The sequence below is a fragment of the Streptomyces sp. NPDC053069 genome (assembly GCF_044546895.1).
Lineage (GTDB): Bacteria > Actinomycetota > Actinomycetes > Streptomycetales > Streptomycetaceae > Streptomyces.
The window spans coordinates 145,620-170,296 of sequence record NZ_JBITZN010000015.1 but is presented as its reverse complement, the minus strand read 5'-3'; the positions used below and the strand labels follow the sequence as shown (position 1 = coordinate 170,296).

Genomic DNA, 24,677 nt, shown 5'->3' with positions numbered 1-24,677 from the left:
CGCGAATCGGTGCCGGCGATCGGTTTCGGTGGGGCTGTTTCGGCGCTTTCCAGAAGCGGAATTTCCCGTTTCCCTATTGATTGTTTCCCACCCCCTCGCACGTGCGGAGATCAAGGGTTTCCATGCCCAGGGGGTGTGCCGCCGACCTCCCGGTTTCCCTTCCGTTGATCGTTTTCCGGCGGCGGGCCGGGCGGCCGGGAGCGCGTGACACGGGGAGAATCCTTCGTGGGCCACCGGGAAATCCCTTCCATTGAGGTTTTTTATTGCGCGCAGGCGGCCCTTGCTCCATCGGGATTTCTTATCGGGTGGTGCTGGACGAGTGAATCCGGCGCCGCACACAATCCGTGTCGCAAGGCAGCGTCTGCATCGTTCTGCCGCCCTCGGAGGTTGCTTCGTGAACGCCCCCGTTTCCCGCACGGAACCCGTGACCGCGACCCGTACGTTCACCGACGCCCTGCAGCACGCCGCCGCCCGCCGTACGGAGCCCGCCGTGTGGGACGCGGGCCGGTGGCGGACCTGGCGGGACTGCCTGGAACAGGCGGAGCGGGCCGCTGCCGCGCTGCACCGGCGCGGGCTCGCGGCCGGCGACGTACTGGCGGCCCGACTGCCCGACTCCTGGGAGCTGGTGGTGCTGCACGCCGCCACCGCCCGGCTCGGCGTGCTGCTGCTGCCGCTGCACGGCGCGCACGGTACCCGTGAGACGCAGCGGCTGATCGAGCAGTCGGGCGCGGTCGCGCTGGCCGCCGCGGCGTTCCAGCGGGGGCACGACCGAACCGGTGAGATCCTCACCCTGCGGGAACGGTGCCCCGGACTACGGCACGTGTGGGTGTCGACCGCGGGCGCCGCCCGCCCGGACACCGGCGGCCTGCCGGACCTGGCCGAGCTGTTCGACGCGGACCCGGACGCGGTCCCGGGCGCATACCCGGACGCCGACCCGGCGCTGCGGCTGCCGCCCGCGCCGGCCGATCCGCGGACCCCGCTGATGCTGCTGGCCTCCTCCGGAACGACCTCCCAGCGGCCCAAACTGTGCGTCCACAGCCATGGCGGGCTCCTCGGCAACGCGGCGGCCGTCGCGGCCGACGGCGGCCTCGGCGCCGCCGACACGATCGTCTCGGCGAGCCCGCTCAGCCACGCCTTCGGACTGCTGTCCGTGCACCTCGCACTGGTCACCGGCGGCGCCGTCGGGCTCGTCGACGGCTGGGATCCGAGCCGGTTCGCCGCCGCACTGGAGGCGGCCGGCGCCACCGCCGCGTTCGCCGTACCGGCTCAACTGCGCGATCTGATCGCCCTTGTGGAGGACGGTACGGAGGCCTCCTGGCCGCCCGTCCGGACGCTGCGCGAGGTACGCACCGGAGGTGCGCCGGTGCCCCGGGAGCTGGCCGACGGGGTCCGCCGGACGCTGGGGGCGCGCCTCGTCGTGCAGTGGGGGATGACGGAGGTCGGCGCCGGCACCTACACCCGTCCCGGTGACCGGCCCGAGGCGGTCGGGACCGTCGGGCGGCCGGTCTCCGGTGCGGCGGTGCGGATACTCGGCCGGGACGGGAGGCCCGCGGCGCCCGGCGAGACCGGTGAGCTGCAGTACCGCAGCCCGTACATGTTCTCCGGCTACCACCTCGACCCGGAGCTGACCCGGGCCGCGTTCACCGCGGACGGCTGGCTGCGCACCGGTGACCGGGCCGCGCTGGAGCCGGACGGCTCGGTCGTCCATCGCGGGCGTGCCGACGAGCTGATCAACCGGGGCGGGCTGAAGTTCAGCGCGCTGGAGGTGGAGGAACTCCTCGACGACCTGCCCCAGTTGGCCCAGCATGCGATCGTCCCACGCCCCGACCCGCGACTGGGTCAGCGCTCGTGCCTGATCGTGGCGCTGCGCGAGGGTACGCACATGACGTTGGACGACATCACCGCCCACCTCCTCACGAAGGGGCTGGCGACCTACAAGCTCCCCGAACAACTGGTGGTGTTGGATCAATTGCCGACCACGGTCACCGGAAAGATCGCCCGAGCCCGCCTCCGCGCGATCCCCCTGCCCCCGCTACCCGCCCACCCGTCCCGCCGCGCCCCGGAACGGACACCGGACGAGCGGGAGGCCCAGCGATGACGCCCCACCGCCGGGTCACCTCGCCGGCCGGGCCGCCGCGGCCCGCGCTCACCGCCCGGCAGCCTGCCTCAGCCCCCCAGTTGCTTACGAAGCACCGTCTGCAGGGTGATCAGGTTCGGGTTGGTCGAGTTGCGTGCGAGCCAGGTCATGGTGATGTGCGTGCGCAGGGACACGTCGTCGACCTCGACGAGTGCGACCTCGCCGCGGTCGGCCTGGGCCCGTACCGCGAGGGACGGCAGCAGGGCGCAGCCCATGCCCGCCGCCACGCACGCGCCGAGGGTGCCGATGCTCGACACCTCCGCGACCGGTTCCTTGGCGGCCGGCCCGGAGAAGGTGTTGTCGAACATCTCCCGGAACCCGCAGCCCCGTTCGGTGGCGAGAAAGGGTTCCGCGGCCAGCTCCCCGAGGTGTGCCCGGCCGCGCGCCGCCAGCGGATGGTCCGGCGGGGTGATGACCACCAGCGGTTCCTCGGCCAGTGTCTCGGCGTGCAGGCCCGCGTCCGGCGGCGGGTCTCCGAAGGTCAGGCAGACGTCGAGGTCACCGCGGCGTACCGCCTTGTACAGCTCGCCCCGGTTGTCCTGGGCGATGCGCACCCGCGTCTCCGGGTACAGCGCGCGGTAACGCGTGAGCACCCCGGGCAGGACGTGCAGGCACACCGTTTCCAGCGCGCCCACCGAGACCTCCGCGCCGGGCCTGCTCACCGCCCAGCGCGCCTCCTCCAGCAGCTTCAGCAGCCGCTCGGCGTACTCCGACAGCGTCACGCCCTGCGGCGTCAGCCGCACCCGCCGCTGCGAGCGGTCGAGCAGCTCGACCCCCAGCTCACGCTCCAGCGCCTGGATCTGGTCGCTGACGCTGGACTGGGCGTAGTGCAGCTCCCTGGCCGCCTGGGTGACACTCAGCGTCCTGGCGACCGTCTCGAATGTTCGAAGATGCCGTAACTCCACGTCCGTGCTCCCCCCGATGACCGATCGGCTGAGCCGATGTTACCCATAGGGCATTCCCGTCGTCACCAGCGACAATTCGCCTTTCCGGTCCGCTTGAATGGTTTGTGCCGCCGCCCGACTCCCCGCGTGGCGCGGCAATTTGACTCCAGCGAAACAAAGGAGAAAAACATGTCGACGCAGGCGGAACCGCAACGGGCTTCCGTCGCACCGGCACGAACCGACAAGCCCTCGCGGACCCTGCTGGTCGGGCTCTCGCTCGGCTACTTCATGGTCCTGCTGGACATGACGATCGTCTCGGTGGCGCTGCCCGCCATCTCCAAGGCACTCCACGTCGGGCTCAGCGGTCTGCAGTGGGTCACCAACGGCTACACCATCACCTTCGCCGCTCTGCTGCTCACCGCCGGCTGGCTGTCCGACCGCTTCGGCGGACGCCGCATCTTCCTCTGGGGCCTGGTGGCCTTCGGTGTCCTCTCCGGCGTCTCGGCCGCCGCGAACTCTCTGGGCGCACTGGTCGCGCTGCGCCTCGCCCTCGGTGTCGCCGGCGCGCTGCTGCTGCCCGCGTCCCTCGCCGTGATCACCAACGCCTACAGCAACCCGGCCGACCGCGCCCGCGCCGTCGGCAACTGGGCCGCCATCACCGGACTGGCCCTCGCCGCCGGCCCGTTGGTCGGCGGTGCGCTCACCGACACCGTCGGCTGGCGCGCGATCTTCCTCATCAACGTGCCGCTGGCACTGATCAGTTTCGTCATCACCCTGCGCCTCGCCCCGGAGACCGCCCGCAAGCAGCGCAGCGGCCTCGACGGGGTCGGCCAGATCAGCGCCGTCGTCGCCCTCGGTGCCCTGTCGTACGCGCTGATCGAGGGCCCGGACCGGGGCTGGGGCACCGGCCTGGTGGTCGGCTCCTTCGTCCTGGCGGCGGTCGCGGCGGCGGTGTTCGTCACCGCGGAGGCGCGCGCCGGGGACGCGGCGATGCTGCCGCTGCGCATGTTCCGCAGCCGTGGCTTCTCCGCCGCGCTCGGCGCCGGGCTGCTCGCCAACTTCGGTCTGTCCGGGCTGCTGTTCGTCCTGTCGCTGTACTTCCAGGAGAGCCGCGGCTACTCCTCGTTCAGCGCCGGCCTGGCCTTCCTGCCGCTGACCCTGCCCACCGCCTTCAACCCCATCTACACCGGGCGCCTCGTCGGCCGTATCGGCCCGCGCCGCCCCGCCACCATCGGGTTCGTCCTGATGGGCGTCGGCGCGCTGCTGCAGGCGCCGTTCACCGGCGACTCCCGTCTCGCGCTGGCCGCCACCGTCGTCGGCCTGCTCGCCTTCGGTTTCGGTGTCTCCTTCGCCCTGCCCGCGCTCGTCGCCGGCATGGCCAGCTCCGTACCGCCCGAGCTGGCCGGCATCGGCGCCGGCGCGCTCAACTCGGCCCGCCAGGTCGGCGCCTCCCTCGGCGTCGCCGTCCTCGGCGTGGTCCTCAACCTGTCCTCGACGAACGCGGGCGGCACCAAGTGGGCCCTCGTCGTCGGGGGTCTGACCCTGCTGCTCGGGGCGATCATCGCCGTGACGGGGCTCAGGGGGCGTTCCGCGAGCTGAACCGACCCCGCCCCGGCGTGCAGCGCCTGTTCCCACCACAGGAGGAGCATTGGCAACCGCATCACCGTCCGCCCGTCCCGGGCCGGGCCTGCCGGCCCTGCACGTCGACGGGGTCGACCATCTCGCCTTCGTCACCTGGAAACCCCGGGCCACCGTCGAGTTCTACACCCAGGCCCTGGGCATGCCACTCGTGCACGCCATCACCGCCACCGGCTGGGTCACCGAGGACTACCCGGACTTCGTGCACTTCTTCTTCGACATGGGCGCGGGCAACCGCCTCGCGTTCTTCTACTACTTCGGACTGCCGGAAGAGGACGCCCCGAGCGACCTCATGCACCGCTCCCGGCATCTCGCCTTCCACGTCGACACCGAGGAGCAGCTCCTCGCCTGGCGCGAGCGGTTGAAGGCACACGGGATACGGGTCACCCGGCCCCTCGCCCACGAACTCATCGAGTCCGTCTACTTCGACGACCCCAACGGCATCCAGCTGGAGATCACCCGCCCGCTGCGGGTGATGTCCGCGATCGACGCCCGGGACGCCGAACTGACCGTCCGCGCACTCGCCGACGTCGCGGAGTCCCCGCGGCCGTCGGTGGAGGCGCTGTGGCAGCGCAAGGCGGAGCTGGTCCGCAAGGGCACGGAAGGAGCGGGACTGTGAGCCTCACCCTGTACGTGCTCGACGTACCGGAGTTCGCGCCGGTGGTGGGCGCGGCCGAGGCGGCCGGCCTGACCGCACGCCGGGCCGGCGACTACCTCGAACTGAGCACCGACGCGGCCGAGGCCGTACTGCGCCGCGACGGGACGGAGATCCGCACCGCCGTGTGGCACGCGGCCCTCACCGGCGGTCTCGACGGCCGCATCGTCAGCTTCACCTCCGACACCCTCCACCTCGCCGAGGAGACGGCATGAACGCGGACACCGGCACCTCCACGCGTCACCCGGTCCTCGTCGTGGGCGCAGGTCCCGCGGGCCTCAGCGCCGCCCTGGCGCTGAGCGCCGCCGGCCTGCCCGCGGTGGTGCTGGAACGCCGTACGGAGGACACCGTACGGCCCGGCAGCCGTGCCGCTTACCTGCATGGCGCCTCGTTGCGCGAACTGGAGCGGCTCAGCCCCGGGCTCGGCCACGAGACGGCCGGCCGGGGCCTGATGTGGGCGACGAAGCGCTCGTACTGGGCCGGCCGGGAGATCTACGTCCGCACCTACCCGCCGACGACCCGCGAGGGGCTGCCGCACTTCACGAGCCTGCCACAGGTGATCACCGAGGACCTGATGGCGACGGCGTGCCGCAAGCAGGGGGTGGAGTTCCACTGGGGCGTGGAGGTGACCTCGGCGCTGAGCACGCCCGAGGGCGTTCTGCTCACGGACTCCGCGGGACGTGAGTGGCAGGCCGACTACGTGGTGGCCGCCGACGGCTCGCGCTCCGTGCTGCGGTCGGCGATCGGCAGCCCGCTGGAGGGTCCGCGGTCCCGCAACACCTTCGTGGTGGTCGACCTCGACGACGACCCGGAGCACCATCCCATGCCGATCGAACGGGTCTTCCACTACCGCCACCCGAACGTCGGCGGCCGCAACGTCCTGACCGTTCCCTTCGCCGGGGGCTGGCGGGTCGACCTGAACCTGAAGGCGGACGACGACCCGGAGCGGTTCGTCTCCCCGGAGGGCCTGCGCCGCTGGATCCCGCGGATCCTCCCGGAGGCCTACGGCGAACGGGTGCGCTGGGTCTCGACCTACCGGTTCGCCCAGCAGGTCGCGGCCCGGTTCACGGACACCCACCGGCGGATCCTGCTGACCGGCGAGGCCTCGCACCTGTTCGCGCCGTTCGGCGCCCGCGGCATGAACTCCAGCATCCCGGACGCGGTCCGGGCGGTGGAGGCGATCGTCCGGGCCCTGGAGGCCGGCCCCGACCGGGCCGCCGCCGGGGCGGCGATCGGCCGCTTCGCCGAGGAACGCAAGGACGCGGCCACCTACAACCGTGCCTGCGCCACCACCGCACTGGACCACATGCTGGCCCGGCGTCCCTCGCTGTGGCTGCGCGAGCGTGCCGCCGCGGCGGTGGCCTCGGCGGGCCGCAGGGCGGGCGAGTGGCTGGATTCGGCGCCGTACGGCCCGAAGCTGACGGCGCGGGGGGCGGCCCGCGGCTCGTACTGAGCCGTCACCGATCCACCTCCGGCGACGGGCCGCCACGGCCGGCCAATCCCCCGGGCCGGCCACCCGAGCACGGGCCGTCGCCGGAGGTCTCCAGGGCACGGGCCACGCGAAGGCCGGCTCAGGGCGGGGAGACGGGTGAGTCCGCCAGGATGGTGCGGGCAGCGGCCCGCACCGCGTCCACGACGGACTCGCGGACGGTCGGGGAGAAGGCCAGGTACACCGGCAGCGGCGCGGGAGCGGGGCCCAGCATGCCCGGTGCCGCCGGGCGCAGTTCCGAGTGCTTTTCGTGGGCGTTCTCGCACAGGGCCGTGTAGGCCAGGCCGGCTTGGACGGAGGCCCGTACGGCCAGCGGGTCGGAGCACCAGGGGATCGAGTACCAGGGGACACCGTTGCGGTCGAGGGTCTCGGCGATGTGCAGGCTGAGCGCCGAACGGCCGCCTATGAGGGCGATGGGCACCCGGCTCCCGGCGGTGAGCGGCACCCGGCCGAACCAGTCGAGGCGCAGCCGCCCCAGCAGTTCGCAGCGCGGGGTGTTCGTGCCGAGCAGCAGGGCCGCTTCGAGTTCGCCCTCGGCGACCCGGTCGGCGAGGGCGGAACTCTGGCCGGTGATCATGGCGCACCGCACATGGGGCCGCTCCACGGCCATGCGGGTGAGCATCCTGCCGAGGCCGTCGGTGAAATGGATGGAACAGCCCATGCTGAATGTTTCCTGGCTGGAAATCGCCGACACGCGATCCAGCACTTCGTTGTTCAGCATGATGACCCGGCGGGCGTGCGCCACCAGTTCCCGCCCGGCCGGAGTGAGGCGCATCGGCCGCTTCTCGCGGTGGAACAGCGGGGCCTGGACGATCGATTCCAGCCGCTGGATCTGCTGACTGACCGTCGGCTGGGTGACGTGGAGCGACTGTGCGGCACGGGAGAATCCGTCTTCGGTGACGACGGCCAGCAACGTACGCAGGAGCTTCACTTCTATGTCGCGCTGCACACGGAATCCCCCCGAACCGTCTGCGTTCCCGCACGATTATGTGGCTATATTGATACCTCATCGGTCAGATATTTCCAATAATTGAATAGGAAAGAATACTTGACGCCCGGGTGGCCGGGGTGACCCGGAGCGGCGCCTCCTGCTCGTCCCCCCGCTACTCCTCGAACAGCACCTCCTGCTCGCCCTCCCGCTTCGCCCGCACCCGCCGCGCGCGCACGCCCACGACCAGCGCCGTCGCCGCGGCCGTGGCGCCGAGGGCCGCCGGCACCATCCAGCCGCGGTCGAAGACATGGCCGAGGGCGTGGTCGAGGGAGAGCCGGCCGGGACCCGCGATGCCGAGGCCGGCTGCCGCGAGGCCCAGGCTCGCCGCGTATTCGTAGCCGCCCTCCTGGGCGAAGAAGCCGTTGGGCAGGTGGACCGCCGCCGCCCCCGCCATCGCGCCGGCCGCCGCCGCGCCCGCCGCCGGGGTCGCCAGACCCAGGGCGAGCAGAGTGCCGCCGCCGGCCTCCGCGAGCCCGGCCGCCGTCGCGCTCGCCCTGCCGGGTGCGTAACCGACGGACTCCATGAACTGGCCGGTGCCCTCCAGGCCGTGCCCGCCGAACCAGCCGAACAGCTTCTGCGCGCCGTGTGCGGCCAGCACCCCGCCGGTCCCCAGCCTGAGGAGCAGCAGCCCCAGATCGCGTCGGTCGTAACAGCTCACGGTGACTCCCATGCAGACAGGCGGACGGAGGCTGGTTCCTCCCGCGTTTCCACCGTCGCAGCTCTCGCACCGGCGGGCCCGCCGTGGCGGGCGTTCGGGTGGCGGGGCCGGGAGAGCGGTGTGAACCTGGCGCCATGACGATTCAGCCGGCCAAGCTCAGCGACCCTGCCGTCCGGGCCTTCGTGAACGCTGTCAACTCCCGTGATCTGGAAGGCTTCATGGCACTGCTCGCCCCCGGCGCGACCATGTCCGACGACGGCTCCGACCGTGACCTCGCCGACTGGATCGACCGGGAGATCTTCTCCTCCCACGGCCACATGGAGGTCGACAAGGAGTCCGCCGGCGGCCGCGCCCTGCTCGCCCGCTACCGCAACGACACCTGGGGCGAGATGCGCACCAGGTGGACCTTCACGGTGGAGGACGACGGCCGGATCTCCCGCTTCGAGACCGGCCAGGCATAGACGGGCAGGCATGGACGGGCGGGCACGGACGGGCAGGTAAAAGGCAGTTGTGAAACCGAGGCGACTCATCGGATTTACATAACGCGGCAAATTCCACGCCGTACCGGCCCGCCCTGAGGGAATGCCCTGCTGGGCGCGGTGTACGGTCCCCGGGTGCGTGAATGTTCCCGGCTCAGCCGACGTGCCGTCCTCGGGTTGACGGCCGCCGCCCTTCCCGTGTCCACAGCCACCGCGGCCGCCGCCGATTCCACCGTCGTCGGGGGCGAGCGGCTGGCCCGCTCCGGCGTCCAGGTGCGCGGGGCCTCGGGGTTGCCCAAGAAGATCACCGCCCAGTCCTGGCTGATCGCCGACTACGACAGCGGAGACGTGCTCGCCTCGTTCAACGCGCACCGGCGGCTCCCGCCCGCGTCCACGCTGAAGATGCTGTTCGCGGACACCGTGCTGAAGAAGTTCGACCGCACCGAGCGGTACACGGTCAAGGACGCCGATGTCGCCGATGTCCCGGCCGGCTCCAGCCTCGTCGGTATCAAGCCCGGCATCACCTACACCGTCGAGCAGCTGTGGCAGGGCGTGTTCCTGCGCTCCGGCAACGACGCCGTGCACGTGCTCTCCCACATGAACGGCGGCATCGCCAGGACCGTCGCCGAGATGCAGGCCAAGGCCGTGGACCTGCAGGCCCTGGACACCCATGTGGTCAGCCCCGACGGCTTCGACCACCCCGGCCAGATCTCCTCGGCCTACGACCTCACGCTGTTCGCCCGGCACGGCCTGAAGGACGCCGACTTCCGCGGCTACTGCGGCACGCGGACCGCCGACTTCCCGGCGGGCGGCAAGAAGACCTTCCAGATCCAGAACACCGACCGCCTGCTGACCGGGGCGTGGGGGCTGAAGACGTACGACGGCCTGATCGGCGTCAAGAACGGTTACACCAGCCATGCCGGCAACACCTTCACCGGTGCGGCCACCCGGTACGGGCGCACCCTGCTGGTGACGGTCATGCACCCCGCCGAGGGCAGCAACGCCGTCTACGAGCAGACCGCCGCGCTGCTCGACTGGGGCTTCGGACTAGGGCGTTCGGCACAGGCCGTGGGCACGTTGGTCGATCCGCTCAGCGAGGGCGGGGCGAGCGCGGGTCCGGCGCCGGCGCGGAAGGCGGTACGGGCGGCGGCCGGCGCGCCCGGCTCGGGCTCCGGCGGCCCGTCCACCGGGCGGCTGGTGGAGGGCGCGGGAGGCACGGCGCTGCTGCTGGCGGCGGCGGGGGTGCTGGTGATGAAACGGCGCCGCAGGGCGGTGGCGGCGGTCGCGGGGGCGGAGGCGTCCCAGGAGGCCGAGGAGCCTGCGGCGCCGGGCGGCCGGCACCGGCGCTGAAACGAGCGGCGGCCGTTCCACCGGCCGGTGCGCACCCCGCGTCCCGCGCGGGGGCCGCCCCCAACTCCGGCCCGGTGGAACGGCCGCCGCCTCCCCCCTCGGTGTGGCTGCGGTGTGGCTGCGGAATCCACATGCTCCAAGTGTGAAGCTCTTGTGGAGGAAAGTTGAGCACATGTGCTCGACCGGCCGCAATACCGCGGATGTTCGAAGTCCGCTTGCGCACGCAGGGTCAGCCGCGCCCGATGTACGGCATCGCCGTCGCCAGTACCGTCGCGAACTGCACGTTCGCCTCCAGCGGCAGCTCGGCCATGTGCCGTACGGTGCGTGCCACGTCGGACACGTCCATCACCGGCTCCGGGACCACCTCGCCGTTGGCCTGGAGCACACCGGCCTGCATCCGGGCCGTCATGTCGGTCGCCGCGTTGCCGATGTCGATCTGCCCGACCGCGATGCGGTACGGCCGCCCGTCCAGCGACAGCGACTTGGTCAGCCCGGTCAGCGCGTGCTTGGTCGTGGTGTAGGCGACCGAGAGCGGGCGGGGGGTGTGGGCCGAGATCGAGCCGTTGTTGATGATCCGGCCGCCCTGCGGCTCCTGCTCCTTCATCCGCCGGTACGCCGCCTGCGCGCACAGGAACGCCCCGTTGAGGTTGGTGTCCACCACGTGCCGCCAGGCGTCGTAGGACAGCTCCTCGACGGGGACTCCGCCGGGGCCGAAGGTGCCCGCGTTGTTGAACAGCAGGTCCACCCGGCCGAACCGCTCCACCGTCGCCGTGAACAGCCCCTCCACGTCCTCGGGCCGGGACACGTCGGTGCGCACGGCGAGCGCGGCGGCCCCCGGGACCAGCGCCGCCGTCGCCTCCAGCGGCTCGGTGCGCCGGCCGGCCAGCGCCACCGACCAGCCGGCCCCGAGCAGCTCCACGGCGACGGCCCGCCCGATGCCGGAACCGGCGCCGGTCACCACCGCGATCTTCGATTGCCTGTCAGTCATGGCTCCGCAGCGTAGGCGGAGCATCCGCCATACGGAATCCACTGTCCGCCATACGGTTGCACGGTCACGGCGGCCGTCTCGTCGCCCCGCCCTCGCTCATGCGTACCCCGGCACTCTGTGCGAGCTGAGAGCATGGGTGCCGGTCACACCCAGGGAGGAACACATGCCCGAGCACGCGGCGGCACCGCCACCGGAGACGGAACAGGGCTCCACCGCCCCTGCCACGCCACCGACCGCCGGCACCCGCCGCACCGGCCTGCTCGTCACCCTCGTCCTCGGCGGCCTCACCGCGACACCCCCGCTCGCGATGGACATGTACCTCCCGTCCCTGCCGGAGGTCACCGAGTCCCTGCACGCGCCCGCCGCCACCGTCCAGCTCACCCTCACCGCCTGCCTGCTGGGCATGGCGCTCGGGCAGCTGGTCGTCGGCCCGATGAGCGACCGCTGGGGCCGCCGCAGGCCCCTGCTCACCGGCCTCGCCGTCTACCTCCTCGCGACCGCCCTGTGCGCCTTCGCGCCGAACGTCGGGACCCTCGTCGCCTTCCGTCTGGCCCAGGGACTCGCGGGCGCGGCCGGCATCGTCATCGCGCGGGCCGTCGTACGCGACCTGTACGACGGAGTCGCCATGGCCCGCTTCTTCTCCACCCTGATGCTGATCTCCGGGACCGCGCCGATCGTCGCCCCGCTGATCGGCGGGCAGATCCTGCGAGTGACGGACTGGCGGGGGGTGTTCGTGGTCCTCACGGCGGTCGGAGCCCTGCTCACCGCGCTGGTCTGGCTGCGGCTGCCCGAGACCCTGGCGCCGGGCGACCGGCACGAGGGGGGAGTCGGCGCGGCCCTGCGTTCCATGCGGGCGCTCCTCGCGGACCTGCCCTTCACCGGCTACATGCTGGCCGGCGGCTTCGCCTTCGCCGCGCTGTTCGCGTACATATCCGCGTCCCCCTTCGTCGTCCAGGAGATCTACGGCGCCTCCCCGCAGACCTTCAGCCTGCTGTTCGGCCTGAACTCGGTCGGCCTGGTGATCGCCGGACAGGTCAACGGCAAGCTGCTGGTCGGCCGGGTCGCCCTGGACAAGGTCCTCGCCACCGGCCTGACGGTGATCGTGCTCGCCGCGACCGCGCTGCTGCTGATGTCCACCGGCGCCCTCGGTGACGTGGGTCTCGCCCCCGTCGCGGCAGCGCTGTTCGTCCTCATGTCCGCCATGGGCATCACCCTGCCCAACGCCCAGTCCCTCGCCCTGCTGCGCACCCGGCACACCGCCGGCTCCGCCTCCGCGCTGCTCGGCACCTCCTCCTTCCTCGTCGGAGCGGTCGCCTCCCCGCTCGTCGGCGTCGCCGGAGAGCACACCGCCGTCCCCATGGCGGTGGTCCAGCTGGCGGGAGCACTGGTCGCGGCGGCCTGCTTCGTGGGAATGTGCCGTCCCTGGAGCGCACGTGGGAACACTCGTGCGCAGGTGGAGGGAGACGGGAACTGAGCGCACCCAGACTGCGCGCCGACACGCCGGAACGGGCCGGACTCGACCCCGTGGAGCTCGGGCACCTGGTCGGCGAGGTGCACGCCCTCACCGCCGGCGACCGCCCCTGGGCGGCCGGCGCCGTCGTGCTGGCCGGCCGCGGCCCCGTGATCGCCGTGGCCGAGGCGGCGGGCTGGGCGGTCCGCTACGCCTCCTGCGACCCCGAGACCGGCACCGGCGTCGAACTGCCGCCCGCCGCCCGGGTCCCGGCCACCGTCGACACACCCTTCGACCTCGCCTCCCTCACCAAGCTGTTCACCGCCGTCGCCGCGGTGCAGCAGATCGAGCGCGGCACCCTCGGCATGGACGCCCGGGTGGGCGACTACCTGCCCGACTTCCACGCCGCAGCCGCCCATGGCATCACGGTGCGGCAGCTGCTCACCCACACCTCGGGGCTGCGCCCGGAGCTGCCCCTGTACGACTGCCCGGACGACGCCGCCCGGCTGGCCCTGCTGCGCGCCGAGGCCCCGACGGCCGAGCCGGGCCGGTACCGCTACTCCGACCTCAACATGCTCCTGCTCCAGTCCGTCCTGGAACGCATCACCGGCCGCACCCTCGACGTCCTCGTCCAGGACGGCATCACCCGCCCGCTCGGCATGACGGCCACCGGTTTCGGACCCTGCCCCGGCGCCGCCGCCACCGAGGACCAGCGGCGGCCGTGGGCCAAGGCGGACCGGGGGATGCTGCGGGGCGTGGTCCACGACGAGAACGCCTGGGCGCTCGGCGGCGTCGCCGGCCACGCGGGCCTCTTCTCCACCGCCCGCGACCTCGCGGTCTTCTGCCGCACCCTGCTCGCCGGCGGCTCCTACGGTCCCGCCCGCATCCTCGGCCCCGACTTCGTCGAGCTGCTGCTGACCCCGCCGGGGCTGGGCTTCGTCGTCGACCAGCCGTGGTTCATGGGCGAACTGGCGGGCAGCGGCGCGGCGGGCCACACCGGCTTCACCGGCACGTCGCTCGTCCTCGACCCGAGGACGGACACGTTCCTGGTGCTGCTGGCCAACACCGTGCATCCCCGGCGCAAGGCACCGGACAGCGGGCCCAGGGCGGCCCTGGCCACCCTTCTGGCACGGGCGGTGATCTGAGTCCGCCGTAGAATCACCGGGTGAACGACCCCGTGACCCCGGCCCAGACCCTGCGCGCCGCCCTGGACGACGTCCTCGCCGGGCTCCCGCCCACCCAGGCCGCCGGAGCCGTGGAACGGCTGATCGCCAACTACCGCGGGGAGACCCCCACCCACGCCCCGATCCTCCGCGACCGCGCCGACGTGGCCGCCTACGCCGCCTATCGCATGCCCGCCACCTTCGAAGCGGTCCGCTCGGCACTGGAGGCGTTCGCCCAGGCCGTGCCCGACTGGACGCCCGGCAGTCATGTCGACGTCGGCGGCGGCACCGGCGCCGCCACCTGGGCCGTCACCGCGACCTGGCCCGGCGAGCGCAGCGTCACCGTGCTGGACTGGGCCGAGCCCGCGCTCGCCCTCGGCCGGGAGATCGCCGCCGCCCACCCGGCCCTGCGCGGCGCCCGCTGGCAGCGCGCCCGGATCGGCGCCGACCTCACCCTTGCGGACACCGACCTCGTCACGGTGTCGTACGTCCTCAACGAGCTGGCCGGGCCCGACCGCGCCGCCCTCGTCGACGCCGCCGCGGCCGCCGCGCAGACCGTGGTGATCGTGGAGGCCGGCACCCCGGCCGGCTACGCCCGCGTCCTGGAAGCCCGCGACCGCCTGATCCGCGCCGGACTCCACGTCGTCGCCCCCTGCCCGCACAGCGCCGCCTGCCCCATCGAGCCCGGCAGGGACTGGTGCCACTTCTCCGCCCGGGTGAGCCGCTCCTCCCTGCACCGGCAGGTCAAGGGCGGCACCCTGCCGTACGAGGACGAGAAGTTCTCGTACGTCGTCGCCACCCGCCTGCCCGCCGAACCGGCCCCCGCCCGCGTGGTCCGGCGCCCGCAGATCCGCAAGGGCCAGGTGCTGCTGGATCTGTGCGAGGCGGAGGAGCAACTGCGCCGCACGACGGTCACCAAACGACACGGCCACCTGTACAAGGCGGCACGGGACGCCGAGTGGGGAGACCCGTGGCCGCCGGAGGACGCCCCGGAGCCGTCCGCGTAGCCGCCGTGGCTTGTTAACGTCGCCCCATGGTCGACAAGCCCGCCCCCGACGCCACCCGCCGCAGCGAGAAGTCCCGCAGGGCGATCCACGCCGCCGCCCTCGCCCTGGTCGGCGAGGTCGGGTACCAGAAGACCACCGTCGAGGGGATCGCCGCCCGGGCCGGCGTCGGCAAGCAGACGATCTACCGCTGGTGGCCCTCCAAGGCGGCCGTCCTGCTGGAGGCGTTCCTCGACCTGTCCCGGCAGGCGGCCCAGGAAGCGGGCCAGGAGCCGTACGCCGTCCCGGACACCGGGGACCTCGCCGCCGACCTCAAGGCGGTGCTGCGGATCACGGTGGACCAGCTGCTCGACCCGCGCTTCGAGGTGCCCTCCCGGGCGCTGGCCGCCGAGGGCGTGGTCAACGAGGAGCTCGGCCGCGAGCTCGTCACCACACTCCTCGAACCCCAGCTCCAGCTGTACGTCGACCGGCTGCGCGCCGCCCAGGACGCCGGGGACGTACGGGCCGGCGTCGACCCCCGTATCGCCCTGGAGCTGTTCGTCTCCCCGCTCGCGCAGCGCTGGCTGCAGCACACGGGACCGATCTCCTACGACTACACGGACACCCTGGTCGAGTACGCACTGCACGGAATCGCATCCCAGCCACCCCGAAGCAGATGAAGATGGGACGATGGGGCACACTGTCCGCACACCAGCGAGGCGACCACCAGACTGAGGGGATAGATGAGCGCGACGTTCGGCGGCCGGTCGGGCCGGCAGGGCAAACTCTCCCAGTGGCTGCTCGGACGCCGCCCGAAGGAAGCCGCCGACGACGGCGGCCGTGAGGCCCTGCTGCTCGCCGCCGCCGCGGCGGGCCTGCCGCTCGCCCCGGCCGCGTACCCCGCCCCCGGCTACCGCTGCTCCTGCGACCGCGTCGGCTGTCCCACCCCGGCCCGGCACCCGGTGTCGTTCGCCTGGCAGACCCAGTCCACCACCGACCGCGCCCAGCTCGAGCGCTGGGCCCGGCACCAGCCGCAGGCCAACTTCATCACCGCGACCGGCATGGTCCACGACGTCCTCGACGTCCCCCTGGAAGCCGGGCGGGAGGCCCTTGAGCGGCTGCTCTCCTCCGGTGTCGAGGTCGGTCCCGTCGCCGAGAGCGACGACGGCCGCATGCTGTTCTTCACGCTCACCCGCGGCACCCCCGAGGACGAGGACGAGTGGTGGCCGTGCGAGCTGGACTGCCACCCCGAGACCATGGACGAGCACCCGGGGCTGCGCTGGCACTGCCGGGGTTCGTATGTGCTGGTGCCGCCGGCGCGGCTGCCCGGTGACGATCAGCAGGTGCGGTGGGTGCGGGGGCCCGAGCATGCGTTGCCGGATCCCCTGAGTCTGCTGGAGGCGCTGACCGACGCGTGTGCGCGGTACACGGGCACGGAGAGTGTGGCCTGGCCGTTGCGCGGCGCCTAGGAGCGCTACTCGCCCTGCGCTGACACCAGACCCGGCACCCGCCCCAGCACCGACACCTTGCCGCTTCCCGGCGGGTCCAGGGCGGCCTCCGCCGACATGAGCTCCAGGGTCAGGGACTGCTTCACCTCACCCTTGGTCAGGGCCTGGACGTCCTTGGGCTGGGCCGGGACCGTGGTGCCGGTGAAGGCGGTCTGTTTCTCGTAGTGGTGCGTGGTGAAGAACACCAGCGCGCCGCCGTCCGCCGTGCGCAGCGCCAGCGGGGCGTAGTCGCCGCTCGTCAGCGGCCGGTCGATGAACTGCGTGACCAGCCCCGGCTTGCGGTCCCGCTTGGCGCGGTTGGCGCGTTCGACACTGGTGTACGTGCCGTCGGCGAAGGTCCGGCCGCCCTTCTTCAGATAGGTCGCGTAGTCCGCGCTCAGCTTCCCCGGCTCGACGGCGAACCGTGCGGAGTCGGCCGGTACCGCTTCGGCCCAGCCGTCCTTGTCCGTCTTGAACTCCGGCACGGTGCCGGGCGCCAGGAGGGTCACATACGCCACCCGCCAGCGCTGACCGAGGTCTTGCCGGGTGAAGACCATCAGCCAGCGGGCCCTGCCGGTCTTGTTGCCCTGGGCGTCGGCGACGAACCAGCGCGGCCAGCCGGCCTTCTCGGGGATCGTGATCTTCACGTCCGACAGCGTCAGCGGCACGTGGTTCGGGTTGCCGGACGGGCTGTTGGCGTGCAGGGCCTTCAGCCGCGCGGCGGTGATGTCGCCGAACGGGCCGGTGAGAAAGGGCGCGTCCAGGGAGTTGTCGTAGGCCTTGTCGGCCTTGTTGTACGCGGTCGTGAACGCGGTGAGCGCCTTGGCGGCCTCGGCGCGGGTGGCGGCGGGGAGCACCTCGCGCTCCCCGTGCACCACCACGCATCCGCTCGCCGTGAGCGACAAAGCGGTCAGCGTGGCCGCTATGAGTGCGTTCCTCTCACGCCTGCGGAGCCTGCGCGGGCTGCGATCCCTGCTCATCGGATCCCTTCACCTTCCCCTTTCCGGAGGCGAACCCTACCGGGGCGAGGAAGATCGCGAGCGTCGGGATCAGGTACAGCAGCCACACCGTGACCTGGAGGACCGTCGGGTCGGGCTGGAAGTTGAGGACGCCCTTGAGCAGGGTGCCGTACCAGCTGTCCGGCGGGATGGTGTCGCTGATGTCGAAGGCCAGGTTCGTCAGGCCGGGGAGCCAGCTCGCCTCCTGCAGATCGTGGAAGCCGTAGGCGAGGACTCCCGCCGCGACCACGACCAGCATGCCGCCGGTCCAGGTGAAGAACTTCGCGAGGTTGATCTTCAGGGCGCCCCGGTAGAACAGCCAGCCGAGCAGGACCGCGGTGGCCAGGCCGAGGGCCACGCCGATCAGCGGGCGCGGGGTGCCGTCGCTCGCCGCGTGCACCGACGCCCACACGAACAGCGCGGTCTCCAGGCCCTCCCGGCCGACGGCCAGGAACGCGGTGGCGACCAGCGCGCCCGTGCCCATGGCGAGGGCCGCGTCCAGCTTGCCGTGCAGCTCCGACCTCAGGTGCCGGGCGGTGCGCCGCATCCAGAACACCATCCAGGTCACCAGGCCCACGGCGACGACCGACAGCGAGCCGCCGAGCGCCTCCTGCGCCTGGAACGTCAGTTCCTGGGAGCCGTACTGCAGGACACAGCCGAAGCCCATCGCGATGGCGACCGCGATGCCGATGCCGATCCAGACCGGCTTCAGCGCGTCCCGGCGGCCGGTCTTGACCAGGTACGCGATGAGGATGCAGACGACGAGCGACGCCTCCAGGCCCTCGCGCAGACCGATCAGGTAGTTGGAGAACACGGGCTACGCCTCCTTGGAGAACAGCGTGCGGCCCCACCAGTCGCCGGAGTCCCGGACACCGGGCGGCACGGCGAACACCGCCGAACCCACGTGCTGGATGTACTCGTTGAGCGCGTCGTGCGCGGACAGCTTGCGCTGCAGCGGGATGAACCCCTTGCGCACGTCCCGCTGGTAGGCCAGGAAGAACAGGCCGGCGTCCAGGCGGCCGAGGCCGTCGGTGCCGTCGGTGAAGGAATAGCCACGGCGCAGGATCGTGATCCCGTTGTTCGAGTCCGGGTGCGCGAGACGCACATGCGCGTCGGGCTTCATCGCCTTCAGGAACGGCTCGTCGTGCTCCTTGGCCTTGCCGACCGGCGCGCCCTCGCGCTTGTCCCGCCCGAACACGTCCTCCTGCTCCTGCAGGGAGGTGCGGTCCCAGGTCTCGATGTTCATCCGGATGCGCCGGGCGACCAGGTACGACCCGCCCGTCATCCAGCCGGGACCGTCGCCGTCGCCGACCCACACGAACTTCTTCAGCCGGTCCGTCTCGGTGCCCGCGATGTTGCGGGTGCCGTCCTTGAAGCCCATCAGGTTGCGGGGCGTCTGTGCGTCCGGGGTCGTGGACGAGGTCTTGCCGAAACCGAGCTGCGACCAGCGGATGGCGACCTTGCCGAAGCCGATGCGGGCGAGGTTGCGGATCGCGTGCACGGCCACCTGCGGATCGTCCGCGCAGGCCTGGACGCACAGGTCGCCGCCGGTGCGGGACTTGTCCAGGTTGTCGCCGGGGAACTGCGGCAGGTCGGCCAGGGCCTCCGGCCGCCGGTCCCGCAGCCCGAAGTGCTCGAAGAACGAGGGCCCGAAGCCGATGGTGAGCGTCAGCCGCGAGGGCTTGAGCCCCAGCGCCTCGCCGGTGTCGTCCGGCGGTGCCTCGGCGAGTCCGCCGTAGGCGCCCTCACCGACGGGCTCGCCCGCGGTCATCCGCCGGGCCGCCGCCGTCCAGTCCTTGAGCATCTGGACGAACTCGTCGCGGTCCTCGGTCTTCACGTCGAACGCGGCGAAGTGCAGCCGGTCCTGGACGGGCGTGGCGATGCCCGCCTGGTGGGCGCCGTGGAACTCCACCGCGCCGCCCGTCTCGGCGGCCACCGGGTCCACGTCGTCGCCGGCCTTGGCCATCGCCACCGCGCCTCCGGCCGCCGCGGCACCGAGCGCGAGCCCGGCGCCGCCCCAGCCGATCAGCGCCCGGCGCGACGGATTGCTCCCCTGGTTCTCGGTCATCGCTCTGCCCCCTGCTTACTTCGCGACCGCGGCGGCGAGCTTGGACAGCGGCTCGGCGAGCGCGTTCACCGCGTCCGACAGCTCCTTGCGCTGCTCCTTGGTGACCTTGTCGTAGGAGACGAAGTCGTAGGAGTTCTTGTCCGTGCGGTACTTGTCGAGCACGCCGTTCAGCGCGGTGAACTGCTTGTCCAGCTCCTTGGCCAGCGCCGGGTCGTTCTTCGCGGCGACCGGCTTGAGCAGCTCGTACGCCTTCTGCGCGCCCTCGACGTTGCCCTTGAAGTCGGCCAGGTCGGTGTGCGAGTAACGGTCCTCCTCACCGGTGACCTTGCCGGTGGCGACCTCGTCGAGCAGTTCCTTGGCGCCGTTGGCCATGGAGGTCGGGGTGATCTCGGCCGTGCCGACCCGCTTCTGCCAGTCCTTCAGGTCGCTCACCAGCTGGTCGGCGAGGGTCTTCTCGTCGGCGCCGATCTTCTTGTCCGCCCAGAGGGCCTTCTCCAGCCGGTGCCAGCCCGTCCACTTCTGGCCCTTCTCCAGGCCGTCGGCGCGGGTGTCGGTCTTCGGGTCGATGTCACCGAAGGACTCGGCGACCGGCTCGGTGCGCTCCCAGCCCAGGCGCGAGGGGGCGTAGGCCTTCTTGGCGGCGTCGAGGTCGCCGGACTTGACCGCCTTGGCGAAGGCCTCGGCGAGCGGCACGGTGGCGTCGGCCTGGTCCTGCGCGTACTGGCGGTAGTCGGCGACCGCCTTGTCCAGCTGCGGGTTCCGCTTGGCGTTCGTACCACCGCCGGTCACGTCGAGCTTCTGCCGGATGCCGCGGCCCTTCATGCCTGGGCGGCAGGCGATCTCGTACGAGCCCGCCTTGATCTCGGCGGTCAGCGTGTACTCGGTGCCCGGCCCGATGTTCTCCTTCTCGGAGACGATCCGGTCGTCCGGGAAGAGGATCTCGACCTCGGTGGCCTTGGTGCCCTTGTTCTCGATCTTCAGCGTGACGTGGCCGGCGGGGACCGACGTGGCGGAGGTGTCGCACTTCGAGTTGGCGGCGGTGACCTGGATGGCGTCGCCGTCCTTGGCTTCGCTCTTCGCGGTGCAGGCCGAGAGGGCGGTCAGAGCGGCCACGGTCGTGGCGGCGGTGACGGTCAGTCGGACGGCTCGCATGCAGGCTCCCAGCGGATCTGGTGTGGTGAGGCTGGCCTAACTTACCTGAGGCTTACCTCACCACTACCCCCCGGGGCCGTGATTCACGTCTCAGAATGGCCCGTGGGCAGACCGTCGCCTTACTGCCGGGCTGCCGTACGAACCGTCCGGCATCCGCGCCCGGCCGCTCCCCGGCGGCGCCCCCGCCTGGGACGCGCTCGCCGCCGCCGCGATGTTTCAATTCCCCCGTGACTGACTACGACGTACTCCGTGTCTTCTGCGGACCGCACGGCGGCTACGGCAACGAACTCGGTGTCGTCCGCGACGGCTCGGTGCTGCCCGAGCGAACCGACCGGCAGGCGCTGGCGGGCAAACTCGGCTTCAGCGAGACCGTGTTCGTGGACGACCCCGAGCGTGGTGTGATCGACATCTACACGCCCACCCTGCGGCTGCCCTTCGCCGGTCACCCCTGCGTCGGCACGGCCTGGCTGCTCGACGTGCCCGAACTGGTCACCCCGGCCGGAGTGGTCGGCGCCCGCCTGGACGGCGAGTTCAGCTGGATCGAGGCACGGGCGGAGTGGGCCCCACCGCGCACCCTGCGCCAGTACGCCACCGCCGCCGAGGTCGACGCCCTGGAGGTGCCCCCGCCCGGGGAGTGGATCTACGCCTGGGCCTGGGAGGACGAGGCGGCCGGCCGGATCCGGGCCCGCGCCTTCCCCGGCCGGGGCGACGGCATCGACGAGGACGAGGCCACCGGCGCCGCCGCACTGCTCCTCACCGACCGGCTGGGCCGCGCCCTGAACATCACCCAGGGCAGGGGCTCCCAGATCCTGACCGCGCCTCAGCCGCACGGCTGGGTGGAGATCGGCGGCCGGGTGTTCCTGGAGCGTTAGGCGCTCAGCGGGAACTCGTCCCCGAGCGCCCGGAACACCGCGGTGTTGAGGGCGAAAGCCCGCTTGCACTCTCCGACGATCCGCTGCTTCTCCAGGTCGTCCACCCCTATTCCGTCGAGCAGTTGCCGGTAACTGCGCTTGAAGGCCGCCGGGTTGGGGACGCCGTCGAAGACGTAGAAGCGGACGCCGTCGCCCTTCCTGGTGAAGCCCCAGGTCTTCTCGGCCCGGTCGCGGATGATCTGGCCGCCGGACAGGTCGCCCAGGTAGCGGGTGTAGTGGTGGGCGACATAACCGCCCGGCCAGCGCTCGGCGCACTCGCGGACCCGAGCCGCGTACGCGTGCGTGGCGGGCAGGGCGCTCAGGCCCGCCCGCCACTCCGGCCCCCGCAGATGCGCCAGGTCCCGCTCCAGCGCGGCCAGCCGGAACAGTTCGGGCCGGATGAACGGCCCCGCCACCGGATCCGCCGCCAGCCGCCCGATGCCGCTCTCCAGCGCCTCGTACACGAACCACAGCTGCTCGGTGTAGCGCGCATAGGCGTCCACGCCGAGCCTGCCGCCGAGCAGGTCGCCCATGAACGTCGAGGTCTCCGCCTCCATGTGCTGCTCGTGGGAGGCGATGCGGATGAGGGACGAGAACGACTCCATGGACACTCCTCGGTTTGCCGACGGCCTGTCGGCAAGTTTACCGACAGTGTGTCGGAAAAACATCAGGACCGCCCCCGGCACGGATCCGGGCATGAGAAAGGCCCGCCCCCCGAAGGGAGCGGGCCGAGCGAAGAGCGGCGGCTACGGCAGGGTCAGGATCTCCGCACCCGTCTCCGTCACCACCAGCGTGTGCTCGAACTGGGCCGTCCGCCTGCGGTCCTTCGTCACGACCGTCCAGCCGTCGTCCCACATGTCGTACTCATGGGTGCCCAGCGTCAGCATCGGCTCGATCGTGAAGGTCATGCCGGGCTGCATGACCGTCGTCGCGTGCGGGCTGTCGTAGTGCGGGATGATCAGCCCGGAGTGGAACGACGAGTTGATCCCGTGGCCGGTGAAGTCCCGCACCACGCCGTACCCGAACCGCTTGGCGTACGACTCGATGACCCGGCCGATGACATTGATCTGCCGGCCCGGCCGGACCGCCTTGATCGCGCGGTTCAGCGCCTCGCGGGTCCGCTCCACCAGCAGCCGGGACTCCTCGTCCACGTCCCCGACCAGGTAGGTGGCGTTGTTGTCGCCGTGCACCCCGCCGATGTACGCCGTCACGTCCAGGTTGACGATGTCGCCGTCCCTGAGGACCGTCGAGTCCGGGATGCCGTGGCAGATGACCTCGTTGACCGATGTGCACAGCGACTTCGGGAAGCCGCGGTAGCCGAGCGTGGACGGGTAGGCGCCGTGGTCGCACATGTAGTCGTGGGCCACCTTGTCGAGCTGGTCGGTGGTGACCCCGGGCGCGATGATCTTCGCGGCCTCCTCCATCGCCTGCGCGGCGATACGGCCGGCGATCCGCATCGCCTCGATGGTCTCCGCGGTCTGCACCTCCGGCCCGGTGTACGGCGCCGGCGCGGGCTTGCCGACGTACTCGGGGCGGCGGATGTTTCCGGGAACCGAACGGGTGGGAGACAGCTCCCCTGGTACGAGCAGCGACTGGCCAGACATGCCAGCGAGTCTATCGAGCGCACATGGGGGAACATGTCGGTGGCGAGAGGAGCTGTTCATGGCCCTGTTCAAGAAGCGCACCGTCGGCAAGCCGGGCGAGTGGTACTACTGCCTGGAACACAAGAAGGTCGAGGAGGGCCCGGACTGCCCGGGCAAGGACCGCTTCGGGCCGTACGCCTCTCCGCAGGAGGCCCAGCGCGCGATGGAGACCGCCGCCGAGCGCAACCTCCAGTGGGAGAACGACCCGCGCTGGCACGACGCGTCCGCGAAGAGCGACACCGACGACGCGTGAGGGCGAGGGGTCACGTCGGTACGGCGGCGCGGCGCTCGCGCATCCGCACCGCGTGCTCGTCGGTCCGGGCGTCGTACGTCATGAGACCCGGCAGGCACAGCGCCAGCAGCCCCATCGCACCCGCGCACGCCAGCCCGCCGGAGACGACGGAGGTCCGTACGCCCGCCCAGGCGGCCAGGCCACCCGCCCGGACCTGGCCCAGCTGCGGGCCGACCGAGTAGGACAGCAGCTCGATCCCGGCGAGCCGGCCGCGCAGCTCGTCCGGGATCGTCTGGTTCCACATCGCGGCCCGGAAGATCCCGCTGACCATGTCGAACCCACCGCCGACGGTGAGGAACAGCAGGACCAGCCACACGTTCCCGCAGGCACCGGCCGCCGCGACCGCGAGGCCCCAGCCGGCCGCCGACAGCACCACCATCAGCCCATGCCGGTGGATCCTCGACGCCCAGCCGCCGGTCAGGCTCACCAGCATCGCCCCGGCGGGCACGGTGGCGTACATCAGGCCGAGGGCCCAGTCGGCGTGCAGCTCGTCGGCGAGGAACGGCAGCACCGCGAGCGGCATGGCCAGAAACATCGCGGCGAGGTCGACGACGTAGGTGCCGAGGAGGTCCTTGCGGCTCCAGGCGTACCGGGCGCCTTCGAGGACGGCGCCCAGCGAGGGTCTCGACGCCTCGTGGGAGGCGGGGGAGGGGGCGATGGGCACGATGAACGCCAGCGAGACGGCGAAGGTCAGCAGGTCGGCGGCGTACGCCCAGCCCAGGCCCGCGTAGGCGACGACCACGCCCGCGAGGGCCGGTCCCGCGACTCCGCCGACGGTCCAGCGCAGCGAGTTCAGCGAGGCCGCCGCCGGCATGTCGTCGTGGGCGACGATCCGTGGCCACAGGGAGTCCAGGGCGGGACGCTGCACGGAGACCAGCGCGGAGGAGAGGGCGGCGACGGCGTACAGCGGCCACACCGCCGGGTGCGGGAGCAGGGCGTCGACCAGCAGGGCGGCGCTGAGCAGCCCCTGGCCGGCCTCCGTCCACACGATGAGCTTCCGCTTGTCGAGCGCGTCGGCGAGGGCGCCGCCGTACAGGCCGCAGACGATGAGCGGCAGCAGTTCCACGGCGCCGATCGCACCCACCGCTGCCGCGGAGCCGGTCAGGTCCTTCAGCTGGACCGGGAGCGCGACGAAGGTGAGGAAGCTGCCGAAGTTGCTGATCAGGCCGGACTTCCACAGACGCCGGAAATCCGCGGATGCCTTCCAGGGGGACAGGTCGGGGAGAAGGGCGCGGGTCACCGGGGCATGTTCGGCCGGGCC

The 24,677-nt window shown here is 72.0% G+C and carries 25 protein-coding genes; 14 read left to right on the top strand and 11 right to left on the bottom strand.

Annotation, left to right across the window (positions count from 1 at the left end; translation table 11 throughout):
- The first annotated feature begins 394 nt into the window (after window positions 1-394).
- Window positions 395-2,098: a class I adenylate-forming enzyme family protein gene (locus ACIGXP_RS30610; protein WP_399773793.1), complete on the top strand. Its 1,704-nt coding sequence runs from the start codon at window positions 395-397 to the stop codon at window positions 2,096-2,098.
- 68 nt (window positions 2,099-2,166) lie between these two features.
- Here ACIGXP_RS30610 and ACIGXP_RS30605 read toward each other — a convergent pair whose 3' ends face one another.
- Entirely contained in the window at window positions 2,167-3,042 is an 876-nt protein-coding gene (locus ACIGXP_RS30605; RefSeq protein WP_363216350.1) for a LysR family transcriptional regulator, read from the bottom strand.
- A gap of 168 nt (window positions 3,043-3,210) precedes the next feature.
- Between ACIGXP_RS30605 and ACIGXP_RS30600 the strand changes: the two genes are divergently transcribed.
- The 4 genes from ACIGXP_RS30600 to ACIGXP_RS30585 are packed head-to-tail and all read left to right on the top strand — an operon-like array spanning window position 3,211 to window position 6,767.
- Entirely contained in the window at window positions 3,211-4,620 is a 1,410-nt protein-coding gene (locus ACIGXP_RS30600) for an MFS transporter (protein WP_363216349.1), read from the top strand.
- A gap of 49 nt (window positions 4,621-4,669) precedes the next feature.
- Complete coding sequence (locus tag ACIGXP_RS30595) at window positions 4,670-5,278, top strand: VOC family protein (RefSeq protein WP_363216348.1); 609 nt, start codon at window positions 4,670-4,672, stop codon at window positions 5,276-5,278.
- Window positions 5,275-5,529 (top strand): hypothetical protein, encoded by a 255-nt coding sequence (locus ACIGXP_RS30590; RefSeq protein WP_363216347.1) that lies wholly within the window; start codon window positions 5,275-5,277, stop codon window positions 5,527-5,529. Before ACIGXP_RS30595 ends, ACIGXP_RS30590 begins: the two co-directional genes overlap by 4 nt.
- Window positions 5,526-6,767: an FAD-dependent monooxygenase gene (locus ACIGXP_RS30585; RefSeq protein WP_399773785.1), complete on the top strand. Its 1,242-nt coding sequence runs from the start codon at window positions 5,526-5,528 to the stop codon at window positions 6,765-6,767. The genes ACIGXP_RS30590 and ACIGXP_RS30585 overlap by 4 nt, the downstream gene beginning before the upstream one ends.
- A 118-nt stretch (window positions 6,768-6,885) precedes the next feature.
- On the opposite strand, the gene ACIGXP_RS30580 is transcribed toward ACIGXP_RS30585, so the two are convergent.
- Window positions 6,886-7,752 (bottom strand): LysR family transcriptional regulator, encoded by an 867-nt coding sequence (locus ACIGXP_RS30580; protein WP_363216345.1) that lies wholly within the window; start codon window positions 7,750-7,752, stop codon window positions 6,886-6,888.
- A 154-nt stretch (window positions 7,753-7,906) separates the two neighbouring features.
- On the bottom strand, window positions 7,907-8,452 hold the full coding sequence (locus ACIGXP_RS30575) for a DoxX family membrane protein (protein WP_399773782.1): 546 nt from the start codon (window positions 8,450-8,452) through the stop codon (window positions 7,907-7,909).
- A 134-nt stretch (window positions 8,453-8,586) separates the two neighbouring features.
- Here ACIGXP_RS30575 and ACIGXP_RS30570 point away from each other — a divergent pair, with 134 nt between their 5' ends.
- Window positions 8,587-8,913: a nuclear transport factor 2 family protein gene (locus tag ACIGXP_RS30570; RefSeq protein ID WP_363216343.1), complete on the top strand. Its 327-nt coding sequence runs from the start codon at window positions 8,587-8,589 to the stop codon at window positions 8,911-8,913.
- Between the two features lie 153 nt (window positions 8,914-9,066).
- Window positions 9,067-10,281 carry a D-alanyl-D-alanine carboxypeptidase family protein gene (locus ACIGXP_RS30565; protein ID WP_399773779.1) on the top strand — a complete coding sequence of 405 codons (1,215 nt, stop codon included), beginning with the start codon at window positions 9,067-9,069 and terminating at the stop codon, window positions 10,279-10,281.
- Window positions 10,282-10,510: 229 nt separating this feature from the next.
- Here the strand turns inward: ACIGXP_RS30565 and ACIGXP_RS30560 are convergent, their stop codons facing one another.
- Complete coding sequence (locus tag ACIGXP_RS30560; protein WP_399773776.1) at window positions 10,511-11,269, bottom strand: SDR family oxidoreductase; 759 nt, start codon at window positions 11,267-11,269, stop codon at window positions 10,511-10,513.
- A 163-nt stretch (window positions 11,270-11,432) separates the two neighbouring features.
- On the opposite strand from ACIGXP_RS30560, the gene ACIGXP_RS30555 reads away from it, so the two are divergent.
- From ACIGXP_RS30555 to ACIGXP_RS30535, 5 genes are all read left to right on the top strand, one after another.
- Entirely contained in the window at window positions 11,433-12,743 is a 1,311-nt protein-coding gene (locus tag ACIGXP_RS30555) for a multidrug effflux MFS transporter (RefSeq protein ID WP_399773774.1), read from the top strand.
- Window positions 12,683-13,864 (top strand): serine hydrolase domain-containing protein, encoded by a 1,182-nt coding sequence (locus tag ACIGXP_RS30550; RefSeq protein WP_363216339.1) that lies wholly within the window; start codon window positions 12,683-12,685, stop codon window positions 13,862-13,864. Before ACIGXP_RS30555 ends, ACIGXP_RS30550 begins: the two co-directional genes overlap by 61 nt.
- A 20-nt stretch (window positions 13,865-13,884) precedes the next feature.
- The gene (locus tag ACIGXP_RS30545; RefSeq protein WP_363216338.1) at window positions 13,885-14,889 is read left to right on the top strand and encodes a small ribosomal subunit Rsm22 family protein; all 1,005 of its coding nucleotides are present in this window, start codon (window positions 13,885-13,887) and stop codon (window positions 14,887-14,889) included.
- A gap of 26 nt (window positions 14,890-14,915) precedes the next feature.
- A complete protein-coding gene (locus tag ACIGXP_RS30540; protein WP_363216337.1) occupies window positions 14,916-15,545 on the top strand; it encodes a TetR/AcrR family transcriptional regulator in 630 nt (209 codons plus the stop codon).
- A gap of 63 nt (window positions 15,546-15,608) precedes the next feature.
- Window positions 15,609-16,334 carry a bifunctional DNA primase/polymerase gene (locus ACIGXP_RS30535; RefSeq protein WP_363216336.1) on the top strand — a complete coding sequence of 242 codons (726 nt, stop codon included), beginning with the start codon at window positions 15,609-15,611 and terminating at the stop codon, window positions 16,332-16,334.
- A gap of 5 nt (window positions 16,335-16,339) precedes the next feature.
- Here the strand turns inward: ACIGXP_RS30535 and ACIGXP_RS30530 are convergent, their stop codons facing one another.
- Genes ACIGXP_RS30530 through efeO form a run of 4 tightly spaced genes read right to left on the bottom strand, consistent with a single transcriptional unit; the run spans window position 16,340 to window position 20,570 of the window.
- Window positions 16,340-17,332 (bottom strand): hypothetical protein, encoded by a 993-nt coding sequence (locus ACIGXP_RS30530; protein ID WP_363216335.1) that lies wholly within the window; start codon window positions 17,330-17,332, stop codon window positions 16,340-16,342.
- A complete protein-coding gene (gene efeU, locus ACIGXP_RS30525; RefSeq protein WP_363216334.1) occupies window positions 17,292-18,164 on the bottom strand; it encodes an iron uptake transporter permease EfeU in 873 nt (290 codons plus the stop codon). Before efeU ends, ACIGXP_RS30530 begins: the two co-directional genes overlap by 41 nt.
- Before the next feature lie 3 nt (window positions 18,165-18,167).
- The gene (gene efeB / locus ACIGXP_RS30520; protein WP_363216333.1) at window positions 18,168-19,418 is read right to left on the bottom strand and encodes an iron uptake transporter deferrochelatase/peroxidase subunit; all 1,251 of its coding nucleotides are present in this window, start codon (window positions 19,416-19,418) and stop codon (window positions 18,168-18,170) included.
- A 15-nt stretch (window positions 19,419-19,433) separates the two neighbouring features.
- Window positions 19,434-20,570, bottom strand: coding sequence for an iron uptake system protein EfeO (gene efeO, locus ACIGXP_RS30515; RefSeq protein ID WP_363216332.1), 1,137 nt, complete (start codon window positions 20,568-20,570; stop codon window positions 19,434-19,436).
- 227 nt (window positions 20,571-20,797) lie between these two features.
- Between efeO and ACIGXP_RS30510 the strand changes: the two genes are divergently transcribed.
- A complete protein-coding gene (locus ACIGXP_RS30510; protein WP_363216331.1) occupies window positions 20,798-21,442 on the top strand; it encodes a PhzF family phenazine biosynthesis protein in 645 nt (214 codons plus the stop codon).
- On the opposite strand, the gene ACIGXP_RS30505 is transcribed toward ACIGXP_RS30510, so the two are convergent.
- Both ACIGXP_RS30505 and map read right to left on the bottom strand, forming a co-directional pair.
- Window positions 21,439-22,086, bottom strand: a complete 648-nt coding sequence (locus ACIGXP_RS30505) for a heme oxygenase (biliverdin-producing) (protein WP_399773769.1) — start codon at window positions 22,084-22,086, stop codon at window positions 21,439-21,441. The genes ACIGXP_RS30510 and ACIGXP_RS30505 overlap by 4 nt on opposite strands.
- A gap of 141 nt (window positions 22,087-22,227) precedes the next feature.
- A complete protein-coding gene (gene map / locus ACIGXP_RS30500; protein WP_363216329.1) occupies window positions 22,228-23,085 on the bottom strand; it encodes a type I methionyl aminopeptidase in 858 nt (285 codons plus the stop codon).
- Window positions 23,086-23,143: 58 nt separating this feature from the next.
- Between map and ACIGXP_RS30495 the strand changes: the two genes are divergently transcribed.
- The gene (locus ACIGXP_RS30495; protein ID WP_399773766.1) at window positions 23,144-23,377 is read left to right on the top strand and encodes a hypothetical protein; all 234 of its coding nucleotides are present in this window, start codon (window positions 23,144-23,146) and stop codon (window positions 23,375-23,377) included.
- Between the two features lie 10 nt (window positions 23,378-23,387).
- Here the strand turns inward: ACIGXP_RS30495 and ACIGXP_RS30490 are convergent, their stop codons facing one another.
- Complete coding sequence (locus tag ACIGXP_RS30490; protein WP_399773763.1) at window positions 23,388-24,656, bottom strand: MFS transporter; 1,269 nt, start codon at window positions 24,654-24,656, stop codon at window positions 23,388-23,390.
- Between the last annotated feature and the right edge of the window lie 21 nt (window positions 24,657-24,677).

Coding starts and splice junctions, on each gene's coding strand:
- ACIGXP_RS30600 (WP_363216349.1), top strand. CDS start 3,211: ATGTCGACGCAGGCGGAACCGCAACGGGCTTCCGTCGCACCGGCACGA.
- ACIGXP_RS30585 (WP_399773785.1), top strand. CDS start 5,526: ATGAACGCGGACACCGGCACCTCCACGCGTCACCCGGTCCTCGTCGTG.
- ACIGXP_RS30570 (WP_363216343.1), top strand. CDS start 8,587: ATGACGATTCAGCCGGCCAAGCTCAGCGACCCTGCCGTCCGGGCCTTC.
- ACIGXP_RS30560 (WP_399773776.1), bottom strand. CDS start 11,269: ATGACTGACAGGCAATCGAAGATCGCGGTGGTGACCGGCGCCGGTTCC.
- ACIGXP_RS30555 (WP_399773774.1), top strand. CDS start 11,433: ATGCCCGAGCACGCGGCGGCACCGCCACCGGAGACGGAACAGGGCTCC.
- ACIGXP_RS30540 (WP_363216337.1), top strand. CDS start 14,916: ATGGTCGACAAGCCCGCCCCCGACGCCACCCGCCGCAGCGAGAAGTCC.
- ACIGXP_RS30535 (WP_363216336.1), top strand. CDS start 15,609: ATGAGCGCGACGTTCGGCGGCCGGTCGGGCCGGCAGGGCAAACTCTCC.
- ACIGXP_RS30530 (WP_363216335.1), bottom strand. CDS start 17,332: ATGAGCAGGGATCGCAGCCCGCGCAGGCTCCGCAGGCGTGAGAGGAAC.
- efeB (WP_363216333.1), bottom strand. CDS start 19,418: ATGACCGAGAACCAGGGGAGCAATCCGTCGCGCCGGGCGCTGATCGGC.
- efeO (WP_363216332.1), bottom strand. CDS start 20,570: ATGCGAGCCGTCCGACTGACCGTCACCGCCGCCACGACCGTGGCCGCT.
- ACIGXP_RS30505 (WP_399773769.1), bottom strand. CDS start 22,086: ATGGAGTCGTTCTCGTCCCTCATCCGCATCGCCTCCCACGAGCAGCAC.
- map (WP_363216329.1), bottom strand. CDS start 23,085: ATGTCTGGCCAGTCGCTGCTCGTACCAGGGGAGCTGTCTCCCACCCGT.
- ACIGXP_RS30495 (WP_399773766.1), top strand. CDS start 23,144: ATGGCCCTGTTCAAGAAGCGCACCGTCGGCAAGCCGGGCGAGTGGTAC.